Origin of the sequence: Pseudomonas machongensis, assembly GCF_034961125.1 — a bacterium.
GTDB lineage: Bacteria > Pseudomonadota > Gammaproteobacteria > Pseudomonadales > Pseudomonadaceae > Aquipseudomonas > Aquipseudomonas machongensis.
The window spans coordinates 185,403-209,048 of sequence record NZ_JAYFUI010000190.1 but is presented as its reverse complement, the minus strand read 5'-3'; the positions used below and the strand labels follow the sequence as shown (position 1 = coordinate 209,048).

General features: G+C 65.7%; 23 protein-coding genes and 1 pseudogene. 4 read left to right on the top strand and 20 right to left on the bottom strand.

Annotated features, from left to right (window positions below; all coding sequences use genetic code 11):
- Positions 1–105: 105 nt before the first annotated feature.
- Complete coding sequence (locus VA602_RS23255; RefSeq protein ID WP_323454458.1) at positions 106–711, bottom strand: biliverdin-producing heme oxygenase; 606 nt, start codon at positions 709–711, stop codon at positions 106–108.
- Positions 712–808: 97 nt separating this feature from the next.
- Between VA602_RS23255 and VA602_RS23250 the strand changes: the two genes are divergently transcribed.
- Positions 809–1,354, top strand: a complete 546-nt coding sequence (locus VA602_RS23250) for a histidine phosphatase family protein (protein ID WP_323454457.1) — start codon at positions 809–811, stop codon at positions 1,352–1,354.
- A 9-nt stretch (positions 1,355–1,363) separates the two neighbouring features.
- Here the strand turns inward: VA602_RS23250 and VA602_RS23245 are convergent, their stop codons facing one another.
- The 4 genes and pseudogenes from VA602_RS23245 to VA602_RS23235 all read right to left on the bottom strand — a co-directional run bounded on the left by VA602_RS23245 (position 1,364) and on the right by VA602_RS23235 (position 5,370).
- Entirely contained in the window at positions 1,364–2,149 is a 786-nt protein-coding gene (locus VA602_RS23245) for a sulfite exporter TauE/SafE family protein (protein WP_054892440.1), read from the bottom strand.
- Between the two features lie 316 nt (positions 2,150–2,465).
- Positions 2,466–3,251, bottom strand: coding sequence for a methyl-accepting chemotaxis protein (locus VA602_RS26890; protein WP_371105616.1), 786 nt, complete (start codon positions 3,249–3,251; stop codon positions 2,466–2,468).
- A 69-nt stretch (positions 3,252–3,320) separates the two neighbouring features.
- A pseudogene (locus VA602_RS26885) lies at positions 3,321–4,352 on the bottom strand (HAMP domain-containing protein); the annotation flags it as partial.
- A 139-nt stretch (positions 4,353–4,491) separates the two neighbouring features.
- Entirely contained in the window at positions 4,492–5,370 is an 879-nt protein-coding gene (locus VA602_RS23235) for a LysR family transcriptional regulator (RefSeq protein WP_200603212.1), read from the bottom strand.
- 101 nt (positions 5,371–5,471) lie between these two features.
- On the opposite strand from VA602_RS23235, the gene VA602_RS23230 reads away from it, so the two are divergent.
- Entirely contained in the window at positions 5,472–5,900 is a 429-nt protein-coding gene (locus VA602_RS23230; RefSeq protein WP_323454455.1) for a PACE efflux transporter, read from the top strand.
- A 4-nt stretch (positions 5,901–5,904) separates the two neighbouring features.
- Here VA602_RS23230 and VA602_RS23225 read toward each other — a convergent pair whose 3' ends face one another.
- The 3 genes from VA602_RS23225 to VA602_RS23215 form a co-directional block, all read right to left on the bottom strand.
- On the bottom strand, positions 5,905–6,903 hold the full coding sequence (locus VA602_RS23225) for a hypothetical protein (RefSeq protein ID WP_323454454.1): 999 nt from the start codon (positions 6,901–6,903) through the stop codon (positions 5,905–5,907).
- A gap of 98 nt (positions 6,904–7,001) precedes the next feature.
- Positions 7,002–7,445, bottom strand: a complete 444-nt coding sequence (locus tag VA602_RS23220; protein ID WP_112897857.1) for a GNAT family N-acetyltransferase — start codon at positions 7,443–7,445, stop codon at positions 7,002–7,004.
- Positions 7,446–7,512: 67 nt separating this feature from the next.
- Positions 7,513–8,154: an HD domain-containing protein gene (locus VA602_RS23215; protein ID WP_323454453.1), complete on the bottom strand. Its 642-nt coding sequence runs from the start codon at positions 8,152–8,154 to the stop codon at positions 7,513–7,515.
- 177 nt (positions 8,155–8,331) lie between these two features.
- Between VA602_RS23215 and VA602_RS23210 the strand changes: the two genes are divergently transcribed.
- A complete protein-coding gene (locus VA602_RS23210; protein WP_054892433.1) occupies positions 8,332–9,297 on the top strand; it encodes a GlxA family transcriptional regulator in 966 nt (321 codons plus the stop codon).
- Here the strand turns inward: VA602_RS23210 and VA602_RS23205 are convergent.
- From VA602_RS23205 to VA602_RS23165, 9 genes are all read right to left on the bottom strand, one after another.
- Positions 9,279–9,974, bottom strand: coding sequence for a GntR family transcriptional regulator (locus VA602_RS23205; protein ID WP_054892432.1), 696 nt, complete (start codon positions 9,972–9,974; stop codon positions 9,279–9,281). The genes VA602_RS23210 and VA602_RS23205 overlap by 19 nt on opposite strands.
- 16 nt (positions 9,975–9,990) lie before the next feature.
- Complete coding sequence (locus VA602_RS23200; protein ID WP_323454452.1) at positions 9,991–10,698, bottom strand: FadR/GntR family transcriptional regulator; 708 nt, start codon at positions 10,696–10,698, stop codon at positions 9,991–9,993.
- 70 nt (positions 10,699–10,768) lie between these two features.
- The gene (locus VA602_RS23195; RefSeq protein WP_054892430.1) at positions 10,769–12,079 is read right to left on the bottom strand and encodes a C4-dicarboxylate transporter DctA; all 1,311 of its coding nucleotides are present in this window, start codon (positions 12,077–12,079) and stop codon (positions 10,769–10,771) included.
- A gap of 299 nt (positions 12,080–12,378) precedes the next feature.
- A complete protein-coding gene (locus VA602_RS23190) occupies positions 12,379–12,873 on the bottom strand; it encodes an Lrp/AsnC family transcriptional regulator (protein WP_054892429.1) in 495 nt (164 codons plus the stop codon).
- 11 nt (positions 12,874–12,884) lie between these two features.
- A complete protein-coding gene (locus VA602_RS23185) occupies positions 12,885–13,700 on the bottom strand; it encodes an ABC transporter ATP-binding protein (protein WP_232233559.1) in 816 nt (271 codons plus the stop codon).
- 4 nt (positions 13,701–13,704) lie between these two features.
- Positions 13,705–14,418 (bottom strand): ABC transporter permease, encoded by a 714-nt coding sequence (locus VA602_RS23180; RefSeq protein WP_054892428.1) that lies wholly within the window; start codon positions 14,416–14,418, stop codon positions 13,705–13,707.
- Positions 14,415–15,116, bottom strand: coding sequence for an ABC transporter permease (locus VA602_RS23175; RefSeq protein ID WP_151924094.1), 702 nt, complete (start codon positions 15,114–15,116; stop codon positions 14,415–14,417). Before VA602_RS23175 ends, VA602_RS23180 begins: the two co-directional genes overlap by 4 nt.
- Positions 15,117–15,210: 94 nt before the next feature.
- Positions 15,211–15,990, bottom strand: a complete 780-nt coding sequence (locus tag VA602_RS23170) for an ABC transporter substrate-binding protein (RefSeq protein ID WP_065861294.1) — start codon at positions 15,988–15,990, stop codon at positions 15,211–15,213.
- A 256-nt stretch (positions 15,991–16,246) separates the two neighbouring features.
- A complete protein-coding gene (locus VA602_RS23165) occupies positions 16,247–17,176 on the bottom strand; it encodes a siderophore-interacting protein (protein WP_323454451.1) in 930 nt (309 codons plus the stop codon).
- A gap of 138 nt (positions 17,177–17,314) precedes the next feature.
- On the opposite strand from VA602_RS23165, the gene pvdP reads away from it, so the two are divergent.
- Positions 17,315–18,937 carry a pyoverdine maturation tyrosinase PvdP gene (gene pvdP, locus VA602_RS23160; protein WP_323454450.1) on the top strand — a complete coding sequence of 541 codons (1,623 nt, stop codon included), beginning with the start codon at positions 17,315–17,317 and terminating at the stop codon, positions 18,935–18,937.
- 87 nt (positions 18,938–19,024) lie between these two features.
- Here pvdP and VA602_RS23155 read toward each other — a convergent pair whose 3' ends face one another.
- From VA602_RS23155 to VA602_RS23145, 3 genes are read right to left on the bottom strand one after another with little or no spacing between them, the layout of a single operon-like run.
- Positions 19,025–20,419, bottom strand: a complete 1,395-nt coding sequence (locus VA602_RS23155; protein WP_323454449.1) for an efflux transporter outer membrane subunit — start codon at positions 20,417–20,419, stop codon at positions 19,025–19,027.
- 3 nt (positions 20,420–20,422) lie between these two features.
- Positions 20,423–22,387, bottom strand: coding sequence for a MacB family efflux pump subunit (locus VA602_RS23150; protein ID WP_323454448.1), 1,965 nt, complete (start codon positions 22,385–22,387; stop codon positions 20,423–20,425).
- Positions 22,388–23,566 (bottom strand): efflux RND transporter periplasmic adaptor subunit, encoded by a 1,179-nt coding sequence (locus VA602_RS23145; RefSeq protein ID WP_197890011.1) that lies wholly within the window; start codon positions 23,564–23,566, stop codon positions 22,388–22,390. It lies immediately after the preceding gene.
- Positions 23,567–23,646 lie beyond the last annotated feature (80 nt).

The following is a 23,646-nucleotide window of genomic DNA, read 5'->3' as shown; positions in this document are numbered from 1 at the left end:
TGAAACACCTCGAAGCCCGGTTTTACGGCCGCTTCGCGCCCGATCGCGGGACGAGCCCGCTCCTACAGGGTATGTGACGTTTTTCAGGTTGATCAACGGTGGCGCTTAGCACTCAGTTGGGTGCAACAACACCGCGCGCTGCTCCAGCCAGCGCTCGAAGCAGGTGAAGGTCGCGACCGCCGCAGCCACGGCGCGGGCCTGGTTTTCGGGTGACAGGGGGCGCCGATCCAGGCGTTCGATAAAGCCGCGCCAGTGGCTGGCGGTGGCGCTGCCATACACATCGAGAAAACCACCGCCGCTGTCGGCGTCGATACCCAGGCGCTGCGCCATGGCACGCTTGAGCACCTGGCCACCGAGTGTGGAGCCCTCCAGTACGTACATCACACCCAGCGCGCTGGCCTCATCGGTGATGGCTGGCAAGTCCCGGCACAGCGGCAGCGCGTCTATCTGCTCGGCGCTCAGCTTGAGCGCCTGCAGGTCGCGGCACAGCGCCTCAGCCTTGTTGCGCTCATTGCCCTGGTGCGTGGCCAGCAATGCTTCGAGCGGTGCGTGAAAGCCGTAGTACGCCTCGATGAGGCGGCGATAGGCGTCATGGTCGAAACCTTCGCTGAAAAACGGCAGGCGCGCCTCCAGGGACTTGTGACAGGCCTGCGTACCTTCACGCAGAGCGAGCAGGACAGGACCGGGAGGAGGGCGGGAGGTGATGATCATCGAATCGACTCTGATGGCTAATTGCCTGGGTTAGACTGGCGATCCTAGCGCAGCGTTCCTCGATGCCCTAATCCTCATTTGCCAGAGAAACTCCAAGGTGAAAGCCGTCCGTCTGACCCTGATCTGTCATGCCCTGACCCACGCCCAGAAAACCGGGCGATTTGCGCTGGCCGACGATCCCGTACTGGGCGATGCCCCGCTGTTGAAGGCTGTGCCCGACGGAGTGCAAGTACTCAGCGCACCCGAACTGCGCGCCCGTGAAACCGCCGCCTGGCTCGCCCCCGAGGTGCGTATCGAGACGGCGCTGGCCGACTGTGACATGGGGCATTGGCAGGGCGTTGCGCTCAAGCAGTTGCAGCGCGAGCAGAGCGAAGCCCTGGCGTGGTGGCAGGTTGACGTGGACGCGGCGCCCCATGGTGGAGAGTCCTTCGCCGCGCTGCACAAGCGCGTGGCGCAGTGGCTGGAGGCATTCGACACGCCGGGCGACTGGTGGGCGGTCACGCACCCGATGGTGATGCGCGCCGCTATGGTCGAAGTGCTCGGCAGTTCGCTCGGGGCCTACCAGCGTATCGATGTCCCGCCGTGCTCACGGCTCGAACTCAGCCGAACCGAGGTCTGGCGCATGCGCCTGGGCCCGGCCTGAGGGGCGGGATCAGAAGGCCAGCTTGTAGCCGATCAGCAGCAGCATGCCCGCCAGGCAGGGACGCAGCACACGATCGGAGATGCGGCCTGTGAGGTGGCTGCCCAGGTAGATGCCCGGCAGCGAGCCGAGCAGCAGGTAGCCGAGCAGCGACCAGTCCATGTTGCCCATGCCGGCATGGCCCAGGCCCGCGACCAGGGTCAGTGGCACGGCGTGGGCGATTTCGGTGCCGACCAGGCGCCGGGTCACCAGGAACGGGTAGAGCAGGAACAGCGCCACGGTGCCCAGGGCGCCGGCACCGATCGAGGTCAGGGTGACCATGACCCCGAGCACTACACCGGTGATCACGGTGAGGAGGTTCAGGCTGCGGTCGCTGAGATGGTAGTGATCGCCTGCATGCTTGCTGGCGAAGGCCTGCAGGCGCGACTTGAACAGGATCGCCAGGGCGGTAAGGATCAGCACCACCGCCAGGCCCTGCTTGATGATGGCGTTGAGTGCCGAGGTATCGGCATGCAGGGTGCTGAGGAACCACAGGGTCAGCGCTGCCGCGGGCACGCTGCCCAGGCTCAGCCAGCCGGTGATCTTCCAGTCGATGTTCTTGTTGCGTGCATGCACCCAGACGCCACTGGCCTTGGTGATTGCCGCGTAGAGCAAGTCGGTGCCCACGGCGGTGGCGGGGTTGATACCGAACCACAGCAGGATCGGGGTCATCAGCGAACCGCCGCCGACGCCGGTCATGCCGACGATGAAACCCACGACCAGCCCGGCAATGGTGAAACCGAAAGAACCTACATCCATACGCTACTCAATCTGCCCGCTAGCCCGTTGTCGGATGGCAGCAGGATATAGATTGTTCTTTATAGCCAAATAGAATTGTTCGTTATTAGGTTATAACGCGGCAGCTTCACCGTTCCCCTGTAGGAGCGGGCTTGCCCGCGAAAAGAACACCGCGGAGCATGGCACCGGCTGCGCCGGTGATCGCGGGGCAAGCCCGCTCCCACAGGGGATTGGGCTGACCTTTAGATTTTGACTAAGACAGTGACTCCCACAGGGATTGAGCTGGCTGTCAGATTTTGAATAAGACAGCTGCTCCTCCACGTGCAGTGAAGCAGTTTCAGATCCTGAAGCTGCCCACCAACTGCTTCAAGCGTCCCGCCTGCTGGGTCAGCGCATCGCAGTGGCGCAGGGTTTCGTTGAGGTTCTGCACCCCTTGCTGGTTGAGTGCGTTGATCTGGGTGATATCCAGGTTCAAGCTCTCGACCACCGCGCTCTGCTCCTCGGTCGCCGTGGCCACCGACTGGTTCATGCCATCGATCTCGCCGATGCGCAGGGTCACGCTGGCCAGGCGCTCGCCCGCCTGGTTGGCCACCTGCACGGTCTGCTCGCTGGAGACCTGGCTGGCGTTCATGGTGTGCACCGCCTCGCGTGAGCCAACCTGCAGGCTGGTGATCATGCGGTGGATCTCTTCGGCCGACTCCTGGGTGCGGTGTGCCAGGTTGCGCACCTCGTCGGCGACCACGGCGAAGCCTCGGCCCGCTTCCCCGGCGCGCGCGGCTTCGATGGCGGCGTTGAGCGCCAGTAGGTTGGTCTGCTGGGAGATGCCCTTGATCACGTCGAGGATCTTGCCGATCTCGTCGGTGCTGGCGTTGAGGGTTTCGATCTGCTCGCACGACTCGCTGATCTTGTGCGACAGCGCGGTCATGGCATTGATCGCATCCTCCACCACCTGGCGCCCGTCGTTGGCCTGATCGCTGGCGCCGCTGGCGTGCTGCGAGGCATCGGCGGCATTGCGTGCGATTTCCTGGGTGGCGGCGCCGAGCTGATTGATCGCTGCCGCCACGCTGTTGGTACGCAGGCTTTGTTCCTCAGAGCCGTTGATCGAGGCGTTGGAAGCACTCATCACCTGTTCGGACAGGTCGTGCACCTGCCGCGTGGCCGAGGCCACTTCGCTGATCGAGGCATGGATACGCTCGACGAAGCGGTTGAAGGCCATGGCCAGCTCGCCGAACTCGTCCTTGTGCTGCACCTGCAAGCGACGGGTGAGGTCGCCTTCGCCTTCGGCGATATCGTGCATGGCGCGGCCCATGGTGGTCAGCGGGCGCATCAGCAGGGGGATCAGCAGACCGAGCACGACAGCGATGGCAGCCACGGCAATGATCATGGCGATGATGGCCGAACTGCGGAACTGGCCGAGGGCGGCGTAGGCCTTGTCTTTGTCGATGGACAGGCCGATGTACCACTGCGCCGAGGGTAGCCCCTTGACCTGGGTGAAGGAGACGATCCGCTCTTCGCCGCCGAGGGTCACGTCCTGCATGCCCGGCTCGACCCGCAGGCCGCTGCTGGGGTAGATGTCCTTGAGGTTCTTCATCAGCTGGTCCTTGTCGGGGCTGACGATTACCTGGCCTTCACGGTCGACCAGGAAGGCGTGGCCGATACCGCCGAAGTCCACCGCGTTGATGATGTCGACCAGGCTGTCCAGGCTCAGGTCACCACCGACAACCCCGAGCAGCTCACCATTGTTGCGGGCCTTGACCGGTATGGCGATGGTCACCACCAGGCCGCCCACCGATGCCTGGTAGGGCGGTGTCAGCAGGGTCTGGTTGGCGCTCACCGCAGCGGTGTACCAAGGGCGTTTGCGCGGGTCGTAGCCTTCGGGCATCTGTGCGTCGGGGCGCTGGGTGAACAGCCCGGTGTTCTGGCCGAAGTAGGTGAACTGGAAGTTGCTGGTGTATGAGGGTTGGTCGACCAGCCCGGCGACCTGATTGCCGGTACCTTGCTGGGCGATGTCCTGGGCGAGGTTCTCCAGGATCAGGATGCGTCCGCCCATCCAGTTCTGCACGCTGCTGGCGGTGAGCGCGCCGGCCTGCTGGACCGAGGATTCGATGTTCTGGCGGATGGTGTTGCGCTGCAGGTAGTCGTTGTAGAGGGTGAACAATGCGAATGCCAATACCACGACACCGCAGGCGCTGAGGAGGATCTTGTGGCGGAACTTCAGGTTCATGTTTCGAGACCTTGAGCCGATGCTGGGGAGGCCGCCATGCACTTTTGGCGCGTAGCGACGCCTGTCGGGATCACTATCGGCCTGCCGGTCAAAAGGTTGAGTTAGACGTTGTTCTGCCCGACGAGCGGCCATGTGCGGATCAACCGCCAGCCAGCAGCTCCACCAGCGCCCGCGCGGCCTGCCCGAGGGGCTGTTGCTTGAGCCACAGCGCATGCACCGGCAACTGCAGTTCGTTGCGGGTGTTGCGAAACGCCAGGCGCACCAGCCGCCCGGTTTCCACCAAGGGGGCGACCCGCGTTGCCGGCAGGTCGCCCCAGCCGAGGCCTGCTTCTACCATCTGCAGGGCCAGATCGACGCTGTCGGTGCGCCAGTGCGTGGTGCCGATCAGCGAGCGGGTGTCGCGCAGCGGCAGGTCGCGGCTGTGTACCAGGATCTGACGGAGGCTGACCAGGTCTTCGAGGTCGCGGATGCGCCCCTGACGCAGGGCTGGATGGTTGGGCGACAAGGCTGCCACCAGCGACTCGCTGCCCAGATGCTGGAAGCTGCGCTGCGGATCGACCTGCAATCCGGCAAAGGCCAGGCACAGCCCGACGCGGCCGCTGTCCAGCAGGTGCAGGGCGTCCTCCTGCGGTGCGCTGAGCAGTTCGATGTCGAGCAGCGGATAGCGTTCGCCCAGCCGCGCAATGGCGGCCAGTAGCGGACGCGGGTCGATGTCCGGCACCACGGCGATCGCCAGGCTGCTTTCGAGCCCTCGCGACAGTTCAAGCGCATGCACTTGCAGTAACCCCAGTTGCTCGGCGATCAGCCGTGCGTGCGGCTCCAGAGCGCGGGCGCGGTCTGTGGCGCGGACCTCGCGTGCTCCGCGCTCGAACAGCGCGTAGCCGAGTTCGGCCTCGAGATTGCCGATGGCCATGCTCACCGCCGATGGCACTCGCCCCAGCACCCGTGCGGCAGCGGAAAACGAGCCGCGGTCGAGCACGGCGAGGAACAGTTGGATGTTGTCGCTGGAAAAGTTCATGCGGTTCTCCTTTCAGTCAATCTGAAAGGTGCTGACTTTTTCTGTCAAGAATATTGATTCAATCTCGTCGCCTTCATTCACTGCATTCCGAGGTAACCACGGTGCAAGGCGTCAAGCGCAAACTGGTCTACGTGACCTTCTATGAACTGATCGGCCTGGGCATGTCGACCCTGGGGCTGGCCTATCTCTCCAATACCCCGGCCTCGCACACCGGCCCCCTGGCGGTAATGATCACCACCATCGCCATGTTCTGGAACCTGGTCTACAACAGCCTGTTCGAACACTGGGAAAGCCGTCAGGCCAAGCGTGGGCGCAGCCTGGCACGTCGTGTGGCGCACGCGGTGGGCTTCCAGCTGACGCTGGTGCTGTACCTGATTCCGCTGATTGCCTGGTGGCTGGACATGAGCCTGGTCGAGGCGTTCGTGGTGGACCTGGCGTTCATCGTGCTGGTGCCGTGCTACACCTTCGCCTACAACTGGGCGTTCGACCGCATCTTCGGCCTGCCGACCTCGGCCATGGCAGTGGCCTGAGGCGTCAGGGCCGGCCTGCGCCCGACAACAGGCCATCCTCGATCTGCCCCGACAGGTAGTACACCCCCGAGAGCGCGCCGCTCTGGCGGTTTTCCATCAGTTCGCGCCATTCCTCGTTCAGCGCCACGTTGAGGATCACCCGCAGTTGCTCGACCATCTGCGGCTGTTCGCGGTCATGGGTCATCATGCCGAAACCGGCCACCGCCACCGAGATCATCGCCCCGGCGGCCTTGCCTACCGCGGCCGCCACCGCGCTGGCGATGCCGCGCGGGGCCAGGGTGGCGCCGAGTTTTTCGCTGGCGCGGGTGGCCACCGACGACAGCCCCACCTCGGTTTGCCCGGGAGCCTTGGCAGCCTGGTCGTGCAGGTGCTGGCGCAGCGCCTGCCAGGCCGGCTGCTGGTCCAGTGACTGGGCGCGCAGCAGTGGGTAGAGCGTCGCATCCCTGGCCGCGGGCGGGCCCAGGGCGATGGCCGCAAGGTGATTCAGACGCTGGCTGACCTGATCGGGCGGGGCGTTGTAGCGTTGGATGATTGTCGGCAACTGCTTGGCGAACAGGTCCAGGTACAGCGCGCTGGCGCGGTCGCGGATGCCTTCGGGGTTGATCTGCTCGGCGACCGGTTCGATCACCCGTTCGTGGTACTGCGCCTGCAGGTACAGCGCCAGGCGTTTTTCTGGCGGGTCACTGCCGTTGCCGCTGTTCATCTTGTACCAGGCAACCTTGAGGGTCAGCCACTGCTGGGTCCAGTAGCCGGTGAACCAGGGGATGAAGTCGCTTTCGGTGCGTTGCTGCACCTGTTCGCGCCAGACCCGCATCGAGCGACGGGCATAGTCGCTGGCCGAGCCGGTGGCGGCAACCGAGGCGCCAATCAGGTCCTGGTCGATCTGTTGCCAGAGGGCGGGGGTGAGCGTGGCCGGGGGCGGGGCGGGTGAGGTGCGTTTGCCGGCACAGCCAGCCAGGGCCAGCAGCAGGCACAGCAGCAAGAGGGGAATGCGCGGATTCACGCCGGTAGCCTCCCTGGGTAGAGGCTGGATGAGGTCTTCTGATTATAGGAGCGGGAAGGGCCGCAGAGCGGCCCCTTTTTGCAGTGCGAAAGCCATGTTCAGCCCTCGCGTTTCAGATGCAGCAGCGGATACGGATCGCCCTGCCCATCGACTTCGCTGCGTCCGGTCTGGACGAAGCCCTGGCTGAGGTAGAAACCCACGGCCTGCGGGTTCTGTTCGTTGACATCGACCTCGCGCACGCCCAGTTCGGCGACGACGTCAGCCAACAGCGTCTTGCCGATGCCCTGGCCGCGGTAGATCGGATCGACGAAGAGCATCTCCAGCTTGCCCTCGTGTACCCCGGCGAAGCCGAGGATCTGCCCCTGTTCATCGTACGCGGCGCGCAGCTGGACGAAGCCCAGGTACTGGTCGCGTACCAGCGGGCGCAGGCGTTCGATGTAGCCTTCGGGAAGAAAATCGTGCGTGGCCCGCACCGAGGCTTCCCACAGTTCGGTCAGTCGCTCGAACTGCTCTGCGCCGACTGGCGCGATGGTGTGTTGCATAAGACCTCCTGGCGTGTAATTGCCGGGCGCATGGTAAGGCGCCCGGCAAGCCTTGGCCAGCGAGGCCTCAGCTCGGCCAGCAGGACTGGCGGATCACGCTGCAGAAGTTGCCGGGATGGAAACCCGGTTCCTTGTCGGCGATGACATCGCCCTTGACGTTGCCGAAGGTGGTCTGCGGCTTGTGGCGGATGCCATCGTAGAAGGCCTGGATGATCGCTTCCTTGAACTGCTCGCCGCGAGGGTGGGCCTGGACCACGGCGTCGCGCTCGGTAGTGCTCAGCCCTTCGTGGTGCAGGCCGAGGACGTCGGTCTCGACACCGGCGGTCACCAGTGCGATCAGCGGGTGCATGAACTCGGGAATACCCGGTGTGGTGTGCAGGGCGATGGCGGTCCAGACCCGCTCGATGTCGCGTTCGGCGATGCCATGGCCCTTGAGGAAGTCGCGGGCGGCGTTGGCACCGTCGACCTCGAAGCGGCAGCAGTCGCTGCTGTGCTGATGGGTCAGGCCCATATCGTGGAACATGCAGCCGCAGTACAGCAGTTCGCTGTCGAACTTCAGACCCAGGCGCTTGCCGGCCAGGGCGGCGAAGTAGAACACCCGGCTGGAGTGGTGGAACAGCAGCGGCGAGGCGGTGCCGCGGACCAGTTCGGTGATTTCACGGGCCATGGCGCTGTCAGGCACCTGGATACCGGCGATGGAGGTGGACATGGGTGACTCCTGGTGTGGTGGTGGAGTCAGTGTGGCGGGGCGAGTGATTGTCCTCAATTGACGTTATGCGTCATATCCTGCCATTGTCGGTCTGCGACAGACATGGCCTGCGCACGGGTTCGGCCGGGGTTTTATGCTGTCGCTACCCACCCTTTTGCGCGCCTACAGGATCTCCAGATGCCCTCGCTGACCCTCGCCATCCTTGCCATGCCCGGCGTCCAGTTGCTCGATGCCAGCGGCCCGCTCGATGTCTTCGCCGAGGCCAACCGCCAGGCCGGTCGCGAGGTCTATCGCCTGCGCCTGCTGGCCTGCGAACCCGGCCCACTGGTCAGTTCGTCCGGCGCACGCCTGCTGCCCGATGGCTGGATCGGCGATACCCACGAGCCCATCGACACCCTGCTGATCGCCGGTACGCCGCAGGCGGCCAGCCAGCACCTGCGCAGCGGCATCCTCGACTGGCTGCGGGGGCGCGCCGCCAGTTGTCGACGCTACGGATCCGTCTGTACTGGCGCCTTCGCCCTGGCGGCTGCCGGCCTGCTCGATGGCCGACGCATCACCACGCACTGGGCGGTCGCCGAGGCCTTGGCCGAGCGCTATCCCGAGGTGCAGGTGGACGCCGATGCGATCCAGGTCCATGACGGCAAGGTGCGCACTGCGGCGGGGGTGACGTCCGGGCTGGACCTGGCGTTGAGCCTGGTGGAGGAGGACCTGGGGCGAGAGCTCGCCAAGCAGGTGGCAGGGCAGTTGGTGATGTACTTCAAGCGTCCGGGCGGGCAATTGCAGTTCAGTCGCCAGGGCGCCTCGTCGCCGGTCGGGCGCTCGGTGCTTCAGGGGTTGCAGCGCTATGTGGCCGCCAATCCGGCCGAGGATCACAGCATCGCCAGCCTGGCGCAGCGGGCGGGTCTCAGCCCGCGGCACTTCGCCCGGCTGTTCCAGGCCGATGTGGGCATGACCCCGGCGGCCTGGGTGGAACTGGCACGGGTCAATGCCGCCCGTGAGCGCCTCGAGGGCGGACGCGAGCCGCCCAAGCAGGTGGCCGCCTTGTGTGGCTTCGCCAATGTCGACACCCTGCGCCGCGCCTTCGTGCGGCATGTCGGGGTCACCCCGGCGGACTACCGCAAACGTTACGCGCGCACGCTCTGATCGAGGTCGAGCTTGGCTTCGAGGCGGTCCAGGTGCTGGTGCATCAACGCCAGCGCCGCGGTGCTGTCGCCATCTTCCACCGCGTCGATGATTGCCGCGTGCTCTTCCCAGGCGCAGTGCTCGCAGCAGGGCGACTCGTAGCGGGCGATGATCAGCGAAGTCATCGGCACCAGGCCATTGAGAAAGCGCGCCAAGGGTGCGTTGTTGGCCATCTGCGCAAGCTTGAGGTGGAATTCGCCGCCCAGACGGATGGCCGTGCAGCGCTCGCCGCGTTCGTGGTGCAGGCGCTCGCGCTCGACCAGTTGGCGCAGTTGCCGGATCTGCCCCGGACGCGCGCGCTGGGTGGCCAGGCCGATCAGTGTGGTTTCAGCCAGGCGCCGTGCACTGAGCACCTGGCGCGCCTGCTGTGGATCGGGCGCGGCCAGGTGTGCGGTGTGGCTGGGGCGCTGCACCACCACCTGCTGGTCGGCCAGGCGCCCGAGCACCCGGCGGATCACTGTGCGGCTGACGCCGAAGGCATTGCCCAGCGCTTGCTCGGGCAGGGCGCTGCCAGGTGGCAGGCGCTGTTCGAGGATGGCGTCGAACAGGCGCGGGTAGATCTGTTCGGCTCCCAGGCGGCCTTCGCCGGTCTTGATCAACTGGGGCAGGCACGGGTCGGCGTGGGCGAAGGCGGTCATGATCGCTCTCCTGACGTCAAAGATGCGGGTCCGGATGGTCGTCCGGGATATTCAGTTCGATGCCCATGCGCTGGCCCTCGGCGAGGATGTGCCGGCGCATCTGGGCGCTGGCCTGGGCGCTGTTGCGTGCGCGGATGGCGCGCACCACTGCCTCGTTCTCGTCGAGCCGTGCGGCCAGGTGTTCAGGGGAGTCGCGCAGCATGGCCGCGCTCTGCTTGAGCGCGTTGCTCGTCTGCTGCACCACGCTCTGGAAGATCGGGTTGGTGGTCAGTGCGAACAGCGCCTCGTGGAAGGCGATGTAGGCGGCTACGCCTGCCTCGCTGTCGCTGGCGTCAACGGCTTCGCGCAGGTCCATCAGGGTCAGGCGCAGCTGGCCGATGTCCTGGTTGCCCGCCGATTGCGCGACCAGCCCGGCGATGAAGGGCTCGAGGGTGTAGCGCAGCTCCAGCACATCGGCCAGGCTGGCAGCGCCGACGCTATCGGTGCTTTGTACCAGCGTGGCGTCGGCCTCCAGCACCAATACACCTTTGCCAGGCATCGAACGCACCAGCCCGAGGGTTTCCAGTACGGTCACCGCTTCACGCAGGCTGGGGCGGCTGATGCCCAATTGTTCGGCCAGCTCGCGCTGGCCTGGCAGCATTTCGCCGCTGCGCCACTGGCCGCGGGCCAGGGCCTTGCGCAGCTTTTCCACCACGGAGTTGACGACGGTCGATGAGCTGATCACGGTTCGCTCCCTGATTGAAACCTGAGTCTTGGCGCCTGTGGGCCGGCGCTGAACGCCGGCCCTGGCACGGTCAGAATTCCTGCTGATGGGCCTGGCCCGGTTTGCGCGCTACCGGTGCGAAGCCGGGCTTGCCGGCCAGCACGTTGTTGGCGCGCTCCATGTCGATGTCCTTCTCCCAACGGGCGATGGCCACGGTGGCGACACAGTTGCCGATCAGGTTGGTCAGTGCCCGGCCGATGCCCATGAACCAGTCCACGGCCAGCACCAGCACCAGGCCGACCACCGGGATCGCCGGCACGGCGGTCAGGGTGGCGGCCAGGATCACCAGCGCCGAGCCCGGGATGCCGTGGGCGCCCTTGGAGGTGACCAGCGACACCAGCAGGATGGTCAGCAGGTCGGTCATGGCCAGCGGCGTGCCGGTGGCGTTGGCGATGAACACGATGGCCAGGGTGAGGTAGATCGAGAAACCGTCCAGGTTGAACGAGTAGCCGGTTGGAATCACCAGTCCCACGGTGGAACTGCCGATCCCCAGGTGTTCGAGCTTGCGCATCACCTGTGGCAGTACGGCGTCGGAGGAGGCGGTGCCGAGGACGATGGTCAGTTCCTCGCGCAGGTACTTGATGAACGGGATCAGCTTCAGGCCCGACACGCGCATTACCGTGCCCAGGATCAGCAGCACGAAGCCTGCACAGGTGATGTAGAACAGCGCCACCAGCCCGCCCAGGTGCTGCAGCGATTCCAGGCCGTACTTGCTGGTGGTGAAGGCGATGGCGCCGAACACGCCGATCGGCGCCAGGCGCACGATCATGCCCATGATGCGGAAGATCACATGGCTGAGTTCGTTGATCAGGCGCGAGATGCCCGAGGCCGACTCGCCGACCAGGTTCAGTGCACTGCCGAACAGCACGGCGAACAGCAGGACCTGGAGGATGTTGTTGTCGGCGAAGGCACCGATCACCGAGGTCGGGATCAGCTCCATGAAGAACGCCGTGGCGCCGTGGATGTGCGCACCGCGATCGGCCAGGGCGCCGGCATCGGCGCTGGAGAGCTGATCGAGGTGGATGTTGGCACCTTGACCAATGCCGGTGGAGAAGGCCAGCACCAGGCCGATGACCAGGGCGATGGTGGTGAGGATTTCGAAGTAGATCACCGACTTCAGGCCGATGCGTCCGACCTTCTTCAGGTCGCCCGCGCCGGAGATGCCGCTGACCACCACGCAGAACACGATGATGCCGATGAGCATCTTGATCAGCTTGATGAAGCCGTCACCGAGGGGTTTGAGCTGCAGGGAAACTTCGGGAAAGCTGAGACCGCAGATAACGCCCAGGGCGAGGCCCAGGACAACTTGGAGGAAGATCGAACGCGAGCACCATTTGAGCATGGGAGGGATCTCTGATTCGGTGTCCCTGCTTCGATGCACGCCAGGGGATGGCGGGCGAAAGAGCGCAGGACTTAATTATTGTGGTCTTACCGGTTTGTCCAGTGCGGGGTAAATGTAAGCGCGAATTTCCGAGCTTGGCAAGGGCTTTTGGACTTACCGGTCTGACCAGTTGCGGCGAGTGCACTGCAGGCGCTCTGCGCGGGGTGTTGGAGGGGAAAATAAATTTTGACGGGTGCGGCGTCGCTGGATACCGGGCCGACGGGCGGCCCGATATCAGCGAATGGGGGATTTTGAAGGGGTCAAGCTTGTGGTGCGAGGCTCTTGACCGACGCCAGTTCCGGGTGGGCGACCAGCTTGTCGATATGCAGTTCGTCGTCGTTCATCCAGGCTTCGGTCAGCACCCGGTAGTGCTCCATGTCGCGGCAGCGCATGCGCAGGCTGTAGTCGAAATGGCCGCTGATCAGTTGGCATTCATAGACCTGCGGGCAGGCCCGCACGGTGGCCTCGAAGGCGCGCTGGGCGGAACGTCCGCTCTGGTTGGACAAGGCCACCAGGACCAGCAGCGACAGGCCGGGCGATACCTGCTGCAGGTCGATGATCGCACCGTAGCCGCGGATCACACCTCGTCGCTCCAGCTTGCGCACCCGCTCAAGGCAAGGCCTGGGCGTCAGGTGCACGAGGGTCGAGAGCTTCTCGTAGGTGATCCTGCCGTGGTGGCGCAGCACATCGATGATCGCTTCATCGATGCGGTCCAGCGGCGGATTGGCGGGGGAGCGGGTGGCCTTGCTATCCATACGGCGTGACTTCACTTCAAACGGTTTGAGAGAAACTGTTGCAGGCGCGCGCTCTGCGGGTGGTCCAGGATGTCGGCACTGCCGTGCTCTTCCACCAGTCCCTGGTGCAGGAACAGCACCTGGCTGGACACCTGGCGGGCAAAGCCCATCTCGTGGGTGACCATGAGCATGGTACGTCCTTCCTCGGCGAGCGTCTGTATCACCTTGAGCACTTCGCCGACCAGCTCGGGGTCGAGCGCCGAGGTCGGTTCGTCGAACAGGATGATCTCCGGCTCCATGGCCAGTGCGCGGGCGATCGCCACCCGCTGCTGTTGGCCGCCGGAGAGGAATGCAGGGTATTGCTCGGCGGCGCGCGCGGGCAGGCCGACCTTGTCCAGGTAGGTACGCGCCCGCGCCTGGGCCTCGGCGGCACTGATGCCCAGTACCTTGCGCGGCGCCAGGCAAATGTTTTCCAGCACGGTCAGGTGGCTCCACAGGTTGAAATGCTGGAATACCATCGCCAGGCGCGTGCGCAGGTTCTGCAGTTGTGCAGGGGGCGGCGTGCGGGTGCCGGGGCGGATCTGCAGGGTCTGGCCGTCGAGGGTGATGCTGCCGGCATCGGGCTGTTCGAGGAAGTTGATGCAGCGCAGGAAGGTGCTCTTGCCCGAGCCACTGGCGCCGATCAGGCTGATCACGTCGCCCTTGCGGGCCTGCAGCGATACACCCTTGAGCACCTGGTGCTCGCCGTAGTGCTTGTGCAGGCCGTCGACGCTGAGCTTGATCGCGCTCGCATGGGCCTGGGTGGAGGGCGCGTGTTCGAAGTTCAAAGGCAGTGCGGTGGCGGTCATGGAATCAGCCTCGTACGGGATCAAGGAAGCGCATCCAGCGGCGCTCGGCGAGTCGGAACAGGCCGACCAGGGCGAAGGACAGCAACATGTACAGCAGCGCAGCCACGCCGAAGGCCTGGAAGGTCAGGAAGGTCGCGGCGTTGGCGTCGCGCGCCACCTTGAGGATGTCGGCGACGGTGGCGGTGAAGGCCAGCGAGGTGGCATGCAGCATGAGGATCAGCTCGTTGCTGTAGGCCGGCAGCGAGCGGCGCAGGGCCGCCGGCAGTACCAGGAACAGGTTCAGCTTCCAGCCGCGCAGACCATAGGCCTGGGCCGCCTCCAGTTCGCCGGCGGGCAGGTTGCGGATCGCCCCGGCGAAGATCTCCACGGTGTAGGCGCAGGTGTTGAGCACGAACGCCAGCAGGGTGCAGTTGAGTGCGTTGCGCAAGAACTGGTCGAGCAGCGCGTGTTCGCGCACCACCTCCAGGCTGTAGAGGCCTGTGTAGCAGATCAGCAACTGGATATAGAGCGGTGTGCCGCGGAACACGAAGGTGTACACCTGCACCGGCACGCGCAGCCAGCTGTGGCGCGACACCCGCGCCAGTGCCAGGGGGAGCGAAAGGACGAAACCAAGGACCATGCTCGCCAGGAACAGCCACAAGGTCATGGCCAGGCCCGACAGACCACTGCCATCGTTGTACAGATAGGCGATGCCGTATTGCTGAAGGAGTTCGATCATCGTGCCAGTCCCCGCACGCCGGTGTTGTAGCGCCGCTCAAGGTGCTTGAACAGACGATTGGAAAGGGTGGTGATCAGCAGGTAGACCAACCCGGCCACGCACAGGAAGAACAGCATGTCATTGGTGGTCTTGCCGGCGTTCTGCGCGGCCTTGACCAGGTCGGCCAGGCCGATGATCGACACCAGTGCAGTGGACTTGAGCAACACCAGCCAGTTGTTGCCAAGGCCTGGCAGGGCGAAACGCATCAGTTGCGGGAACAGCACCAGGCGAAAGCGCTGGGCACGGCTCAGGCCGTAGGCGGTGGCTGCCTCCAGTTGACCCGCTGGCACGCTGAGGATCGCGCCGCGAAAGTTCTCGGTGAAGTAGGCGCCGTAGATGAAGCCCAGGGTCAGCACGCCGGCGCCGAAGGGGTCGATCTCCACGTAGTCCCAACCCAGTGCTTCGGTGAGGTCGTTGAGCCAGATCTGCATGCTGTAGAACAGCAACAGGATCAGCACCAGGTCCGGGACGCTGCGGATCAGTGTGGTGTAGAGGGTGGCCGGGATACGCAGCAGCTTGGAGTGCGACAGCTTGGCGCTGGCGCCGACCAGGCCGAGCAGCAGGCTGAGCAGCAACGACAGGAATGCCAGCTTCAGGGTCATCCAGGTGCCTTGGGCCAGCAACGGGCCGAAGCCTTGCAGAGAAAGCAAGTCGTTCATGAGAGGGGTCTCGTGCGACGGGATGGCTTGGGGATCGAAGCTGTCGGCGCTGGCCGCTTCGCGGGCAAGTCGGGGCCAGCGCTGGCAGCGACGATCACTCGTTGTAGATGTCCAGGTCGCCCACGTACTTCTTCTGGATTTCGGCGTAGGTGCCATCGGCGTGGATCGCCGCGATACCCTTGTCGAGCAGGGCCTTGAGCTCCGGGTCTGTCTTGCGCAGGCCCATGGCGATGTCCAGCGGCAGGCTTGGGTCCTTGATCGCCGGGCCGCTCTTGAAATCGGCGCCCTCAGGCTTGGAGAGGAAATTCAGCTGGGCTTCGAGGCGGTCGGTGACGGTAGCGTCGAGACGACCGTTCTGCAGGTCGGCGTAGTTCTGGTCCTGGGACTGGTAGGCCTTGACCTGCGCGCCGAGCGGAGTCAGCACGGCGCGGGCATAGGCCTCCTGCAGCGAACCCTGCAGCACGCCAACCTGCTTGCCCTTGAGCGACTCGGGGGTGTCGCCGAAGGTGGCGGACTTGCGCGCCACTACCGAGGTGGGGCTGAGGAACAGGCGGTCGGTGAAGTCGATCTGCTTCAGGCGCGCGGGAGTGACCGCCATCGATGACATGATGGCGTCGAACTTGCGCGCACGCAGCGCCGGGATCATGCCGTCGAACTCGTTGTGCACCCAGGTGCACTTGACCTGCAGCTTGGCGCAGATGGCATTGCCCAGCTCGATGTCGAAGCCTTGCAGGCTGCCATCGGCGGCGACGGATTCGAAGGGTGGGTATTCGGGGAAGACGCCGAAGCGGATTTCGGTCCATTCCTTGGCCTGGACGGCAGTGGCACACAGCGAGAACAGCAGAACGCCGAAGCGTTTTCGCATGGAGAGCATAGGTGTGGTCCCTGGGTGTTGTTATTGGTTGTAGGGCGGCGCAAGTGCGTAGGTCTGTCCGTGACTCTGGAGTCGGGGTCAGGATGCGCGAGGCAGAGGGTTTTTTTGTGTCGTTTGTGCGGGTGCTGGAGACCGGATTCGGTCGTTAACGGCGGAGCGACGGCGGAATCCGCTGTCATGACATCGATTTACAGATGTGCGACAGCGGTTTTGGTGGTGGGGCCCGGGAATACAGCGGGTGCGATAGCGGTCGACGCTACTCCAGGGTGCGTCCGGCCCGCCAGTAGCCCATCAGCGTTAGGCTGTCGCGTGCCAGGCCACGCTCTTTGATCAGGTAGCGGCGGATCTCCATCACCGTCGCTGACTCGCCGGCGATCCAGGCGTGAAAGGCGGCGGCCTGGTCGCTGGCCAGCTCCCAGAGGCGCTGGTCGATGTCGACCTCCTCGAGCTCGGCGTTGCGGGGCGCTGTCGCGTTCGGCAGCGTGGCCAGTTCGTGTACCGCGTGCAGCATGCCTTGGCCGTGATCGCAGGCCAGCACGTCGCGCGGCAGCCAGTGCACCCGGGTGGCCGGGCCATGGCGCAGATCAAGGCAGTCGAGTTCCAGGGGAACCTCGATAAAGGCTTCGACCGCCAGGTGCGGGCGGTTGTCGGCCAACTGTTCGAGCGCCCCGGCGATCGCCGGCAACGCGGTCTCGTCGCCTACCAGCAGAATTTGCCGTGCCTCGCGTGGGGGCTTCCACTCATAACCGCCGGGGTCGCCGTCATAGGCGAGGTTCGGTGCAACCATCTGCAGCCGATCACCGGGACGCGCATGGGTCGCCCAGGCCGAGGCGGGGCCATTGATCCCATGCAGGACGAAATCCACCTCCACCTCCCGCTGCGCGCGTCGCAGGGCGCGCAGCGTGTAGGTGCGCATGGGGGGCGTTTGCTCCGGTGGCAGGTCGCGGCGTGCCTGCTGCCATTTCTCGTGCCGGGGGAGTCGTGGCGGCTGGCCGTCAGGAGAGGGGAAGAACAGCTTGATGCGCTGGTCCGGCGCCAGGGTGGTCATCTGCCCGATGTCTTCGCCGGTGAAGACGAAGCGACACAGCGAAGGGCTCAAAGGCACGATGGTCTTGAGTTCGACATCGAAGATCCGGTAGGCGCTGGCGCGATTCGGGCGTATCAGGCGCGACAGGAAGGAGGTCATCGGCAGCCTCTGCTGGCAAGGAGTCTCCTGAAGGAACGAGTGCCACCTGCGGTGAATTAGCCCCGGTAAATTTTGCCCGGCAGCGTACGTTCTAGCTTGGATAGAAGCCGCAGCATGGCTGGAACGGATAGAGGCGCAATGACCATTTCCCGACGAGGATTCATCGCAGGCCTGGCAGTGGCGGGGGCCGCGGGTACCGCCGCCTACTATGCGCACAAGGAGCTGACCCACGACCCTGAAGACGACATCGTCACCCCAGGCGAGGCCAGCGTCGAGCTTGCCGACCTTGCCGGGCAACTGCTGGCCGACCATTTGCGGGGTGTCTGGGATATCCGTTTCGAAGGCGCCGATGGTGGCCTCGAGGGCTTGCCGCGTGAGGGGGTCGAAGTGTTCTTCGACGTCGCCACCAAAGGCCGTGGCCTGCGCGGTTTCGTCGATACCGGCGAGCGCCTGCGGGCTGATGGGCCCGCCGCCTACCGAGTGCTGGGCGATCTGGTCGGCGCGTCGTCTGCCCAGGTGCGCTGGCGTCTGCTCAGTGAGAAAGGCGGGCCGGGCTATGAGTGTGTGGCCAGCCTCGACGAGGTCTGGGGCGAGTTCGCCAACGCCGGCAGCGGCACCCTCAGCGGCCGCTTGCAGCGCCTGGATCGGCCCTTGACCTTGCCGGTGGCGGACAGCCGTTTCGTTGCCGTCAAGCGCCTGTTCCCAGAGGCGCGTGAGCGCCTGCCCTATACCCCGGCCATGCAGGCCTGGGTCATCAGCCCCGAGCACCGTCTGTTCCACCAGCTCTGGCATGCGACCCGCGATCAGTGGCACAAGATTCCCGAAGACAAGCGCAATGCGTTGCGCGGCCTGGGTTGGCAGCCAGGGCCGCGCGATCACGAACGCGATGCCCGTGGCCCGCGCAAGCACCGCAATGGCTCGGGCGTGGACTTTCTGTTCATGCACCGGCACATGCTCGATGCCGCGCGAGCCCTGCAGGACCTGCCCTCATGGCAGCGCTTTCCGCTGCCACAGCCCAATGTCGAGTTCGACCGGCAGGGTTTTGCCCGCTACTACGACAACCACGACGGCTGCTGCGTGCCGCCGCCCTGGCAAGCGCCGGGCGACGACGAGTATGGCCAGTGGGTGTCGGCGATCAAGGCCGGGGAGACCTTCTGCAGCAATTTCCAGGTCTGGGAATCGCAATACCAGGACCCGCAGTACCTGTCGAAGCTGAGCCTGGGTACCTTCGGTTCGGAAGTGGAAATGAACCTGCACGACTGGCTGCACATGTGCTGGGCCTCGGTCCCCCGGGACCCGTCCAACAGTGCACCGGTGCCCTTTGCGCGCGACCCGTCGGATTTTGCCGGGCGCTGGTTCGGCCGCGAGAACGACTTCCTGGGCGATCCGTTTTCCTCTCACGTACACCCGGTGTTCTGGGGTTTCCACGGCTGGATCGACGACCGGATCGAAGACTGGTATCGCGCCCATGAGCGCTATCACCCGGGCCAGGTGCGGCGCCTGGAGGTCAATGGCGTGAAGTGGTTCGCGCCGGGCCCTTGGGTGGAAGTCGCAGACCCTTGGCTGGGGCCGGACACGCATGGGTGCAGCACCACGCCGGGTATTCGTCCGGGCAAGACGGTGGAGATGGATGTCGAGGTGATGAAGCTTGCGCTGCGTATCACCTTCGGCGAAGAGGACGGCATCGCCGACCTGCTGCGGCGGGTGCCGCGTCGGCCTTGGTACGCGCGTAACCTGTCGATGAAAAATATTCTTTCCTGAGTAACACCGAGTCGTGCTTTTCGCGGGCAAGTCGCAGCGGCGGTTCGCCGCTGCGACTTGCCCGCGAAGAAGACAACCCGCGCCTTCTCAAAGCCTCCACCCTCCGCCCAACGCCTTGTACAGCGCCACGCTCCCCTGCAACCTGGCCAGGCGCAGTTGCGCCTGCTGGTCTTCAGCCAGGTACAGGGTGCGCTGGGTTTCCAGTACCGTCAGCAAGGTCTCGGCCCCGGAGGCATAGCGCTGTTCGGCGAGGCTGAAGGCGATGCGCGCCTGTTCCACTTCCTGATCCTGCCACTGGCGTTGCCGGTCGACGCCGTCGATCGCGTTGAGCGCCTTCTCCACATCGGCAAAGCCTGCCACGATCTGGGCGCGATAATTTTCCAGCAACTCTTCCTGGCGCGCCTTGGCCTGGTCGCGTTCGGCGCCGCGTCGGCCACGGTCGAAGATGGGTGCGGTGAGGGCGGTGGTGAGGGTATAGAAGGGGCTGTCGAGCACGTTGGCGAAGGTCCGGGCGCCACTGCCCAGGTCGGCGCCCAGTACCACGCGCGGCAGCATGGCGGCCCTGGCGACCTGCACGTCGGCGCTGGCCGCCGCCAGGCGTGCCTCGGCGGCGGCGATGTCCGGGCGGCGACTGAGCAGTGCGCTGGGTACGCCGCTGCCGATGCCTGGCCAGTTCAGTGCACTGATCGACTCCTGGCTGGTGCCCAGGCTCTGCACCGGATCACCGAGCAGGGTGGCGAGTGTGACGCGGTTGTCCTGCCACTGTTGCTCCAGCAACGGCACCTGGCGCTCCTGGGCGGCGACCAGGCCGCGTTGCTGGGCCAGTTCCAGGCGGGTCGCCGAACCCGAGCGTTCACGGGCTTCGACCAGGCGCAGGACATCGCGCGCGTTGTCCAGGTTGAGCCGGGCGATACGCCGCTGCTCTTGCAATGCCAGCCCTTGCAGGTAGCTGTCGGCGACAGCGCTGAACAAGGTGAGCTCGACCGTCTGGCGGTCGAATCGGCTGGCGTCGAGGTTGCGCAATGCACTGTCGCGGGCGGCGCGCAGGCCGCCCCAGAAATCGATTTCGTAACTGGCGCTCAGGCGCGTGGCGAAGGCGGTACTGGTGCGTTCGCTGCTGGTGGCGTCGAGCTGGTCGTTACCGTCGCCGCGCAGCAGGCGTTGGCGGCTGCCGTCCACCCCGAACTGCAGTTCGGGCAACAACGGCGCTCCGGCGATCACGGCGCGCGCCTGGGCCTGGCGCACCCGTGCGGCAGCGGCCGCCAGGTCGTGGCTGTTGCTGCGGGCGCGCTCGATCAGGCGATCCAGTTCGCGGCTGGCGAACGCCTGCCACCAGGCGCTGTCCGGCGGCGCCCGGTGGGTGTCGGTGGTGCCTTGCCAGGTGGGCGGTGGCGTGATGTCGGCCTGCGGCGGCGGTGTGCTGTTGCAGGCGGCGAGGCAGAGGCTCAGGGTCAGCAGGCTGATGCGGCTTGGCAATGTCATGGGCTACACGCTGGTAAGGGCTTTGACCGGGTCGAGTCGGGCGGCTTTGCGCGCCGGCATGAAGCCGAACACGACACCGGTGATCACGGCGCAGGCAAAGGCGCCGAGGATGGCGGGCAGGGCGAAGGCCACGGCGATATCGGCCAGCAGCAGCGCACCGCCGATGGTCAAGGCCAGGGCGATGCCGGTCACGCCGCCGACCATCGACAGCATCACCGCCTCGGTGAGGAACTGGCGCAGGATGTCGCGCTGGCGAGCGCCGGTGGCCATGCGGATACCGATCTCGCGGGTACGTTCACGCACGGTCATGAGCATGATGTTCATCACCCCGATGCCGCCGACCAACAGCGAGATGGCGGCAATCGCGCCGAGCATCAGCGACAGGCTGTTCTGGGTGCGCGCCTCGGCCTGGATCAGCGCCGCATCGTTGGTCAGGTCGAAATCCTGCTTGCCCTGGTGACGTTTGCGCATCAGGTGGGCGATGGCCGCTTCGGTCTCCGAGATCCGGCTGGAGTCGGCAGCGGTGATGATCACGTATTCGGGATCGTGCTTGCCGAACAGGCGCATGGAGGCGGCCGAGTAGGGCACCACGATGCGCTCGTCGCTGTCCTGGTTGCCAGAGCTTGCGCCTTTGGCCGCGAGCACGCCGACGATCTGGAAGGGCACGTTCTCGATCAGCAGGTACTGGCCCAGCGGATTGCTGCCGGGGGGCAGGAGCTTTTCCTTGACCTTCTGGCCGATCACCGCCACGGCGGCGCCGCTGCGCTCGTCGGCGTCGGTGAACAGGCTGCCTTCGACCACCGGCCAGTTGAGAATGTGCGGGAACTCGGTGTTGTTGCCCCCCACATAGAACGACTGGTTGTTGTTGCCGTGGCGAACCATCAGCTCGCCGCCGATCACCGGCATGATGCGCTGCACCTGGGGCAGGCCGGCGATGGCGGCAACGTCGTCGAGGGAGACCAGGCCCGCCGCTTCGCGGGCGGTGGCGTGCTTGCCGCTCAGGTAGAGGATGTTGGAGCCGAAGGCGGCCATCTGCGCCATCACCTGGCGCTTGCTGCCTTCGCCGACGGCGAGCATCACCACCACCGAGGCCACGCCGATGACGATGCCGAGCAGGGTCAGGGCGGTGCGGAAGCGGTTGATCCACATGACCCGCCAGGCGGCCTGCAACGATTCGACCAACTCGCCTTTCCAGGCGCCGCGCAGGCTGGCGCCGCGGTCCAGACGCTGGCGCAGATCATTGGCCTGCAAGCCAGGTGTGGGCGCAGCGGGGGAGCGATCGGCGGCCGAGTCGCTGACGATCGCGCCGTCGCGGATCTCGATGATCCGCCGCGCCCGCGCCGCCACCTCACGGTCGTGGGTGATGAGGATGATCACGTGACCTTGGCTGGCCAGCTCGTCCAGCAGTGTCATGACCTCGGCGCCGCTGTGGCTGTCGAGGGCGCCGGTGGGTTCGTCGGCGAGAATGATGTGGCCGCCATTCATCAGTGCCCGGGCGATCGATACCCGTTGCTGCTGGCCCCCGGACAACTGGTGCGGGCGGTTGCCGGTGCGGCTGGCCAGGCCCAGGCGTTCGAGCAGCGTGGCGGCGCGCGCATGGCGTTCGGCTGCAGGGGTACCGGCGTAGATCGCCGGCATCTCGACGTTCTCCTGGGCCGAGCCTGAGGGAATCAGGTGATAGCCCTGGAACACGAAACCGAAGGCCTCGCGGCGCAGCCAGGCCAGTTCGTCGCTGTCGAGTTCGGCGACGTCACGGCCAGCGAAGCGATAGCTGCCTCGGGAGGGGCGGTCGAGGCAGCCCAGGATGTTCATCAGGGTGGATTTGCCGGACCCGGAGGCGCCGACGATGGCGACGAACTCGCCAGGCTGGATGCTCAGGCTGATACCACGCAGCACCTGGACCTCGGGCGAGTCGATGCCGCCGTAGACCTTGTGGATGTCATCGAGCTCGATCAGCGGTGCGTTCATTCAGCCTCCGCTGGCGCGTGGTGCGCCGATGACCAGTTGCTCGCCTTCGCTCAGGCCGTCGAGGATCTGTACCCGCAGGCGATCGCTCAGGCCGGTGCGTACCTGGCGCTGTTCGACCTTGCCGTTACGGTTCAGGACCTGCGCCAGGCGCATGCCCTCGGTGGGCGCGTCGTCCAGCGCCGCCAGCGGCGCGGTGAGCACCTGGCTGGCCTGGCCTGCGACGAAGAACACCTGGGTGGTCATCTCGGCCATCAGGGCGCCGTCAGGGTTTTCCACGTCGAGCAGTACCGTGTACTGCACCACCTTGCTGCCGGTGGTGCCGCTGCTGGCGCTGGCAGGGCTGCCGCCGCCCTGGCTGGTCTGGTCGAGCGGCTTGGGTGGGATCGGCAGGATCTGGCGCACGGTGCTGGTCCAGCGGCGTTTGCCACCGGCCAGTGTCGTGAAGTAGGCGGTCATGCCAGGCTTGACCTGGCCAATGTCGGCCTCCGAAACCTGGGCCCAGACGGTCATCGGCGACAGGCGGGCAATGCGCAGGATCAGCGGGGTCTGCTGCTGGGCGTTGAGGGTCTGGCCCTCGCGCGCGTCCACCGCCACCACGGTGCCGTCCATCGGTGCGTAGATCCGCGTATAGCCGAGTTCTGCCTCGTCGCTGCGCAGACTGGCCTGGGCCTGGCGGATCTGCGCCTGGTACATGTCGATGCGTGCCTGGGTCACCTTGAGCTGTGCTTGGGCCTGCTGGACATCCTCCTGGCGGGTCGCGCCGGCCCTGGCCAGGTCGTGCTGGCGCTGAAACTGCTGTTGGGCCAGCAGGTACTGGGCACGCTGTTCGGCAAGCTGGGCCTTGAGGTTCTCGATCGAGTAGCGGCCGGCGTCCAGGCGGGCCTGTTGAGTGGAGGGGTCGATCTCCACCAGCAGTTGGCCCTTGCGCACTTCATCGCCGGCTTCCACGTGCAGTTTGCGGATCTGCCCGGAGGCCTGGGCGCCGACATCCACGTAGCGACGAGGCTGCAGGGTGCCAAGGGCGGTGACGCTGCTTTCGATGTCGCCGCGGGTGACCTGCACGGTGCTGACCGGCAGAGTGCCGAACGGCAGGGCTTTCCAGGCCAGCAGGCTGCCCAGCGCGATCAGGCCCAGGCCGCCGAGAACGAGGCGGCGACGGAGTGTGGATGTACGTCTCATGCAGACTTCCAGCCAGGGATGAAGGGCGTGTCGCGCCTTTCAGGGCACGCACGGAGGTCACAGTTAGACGAACGCTGGGG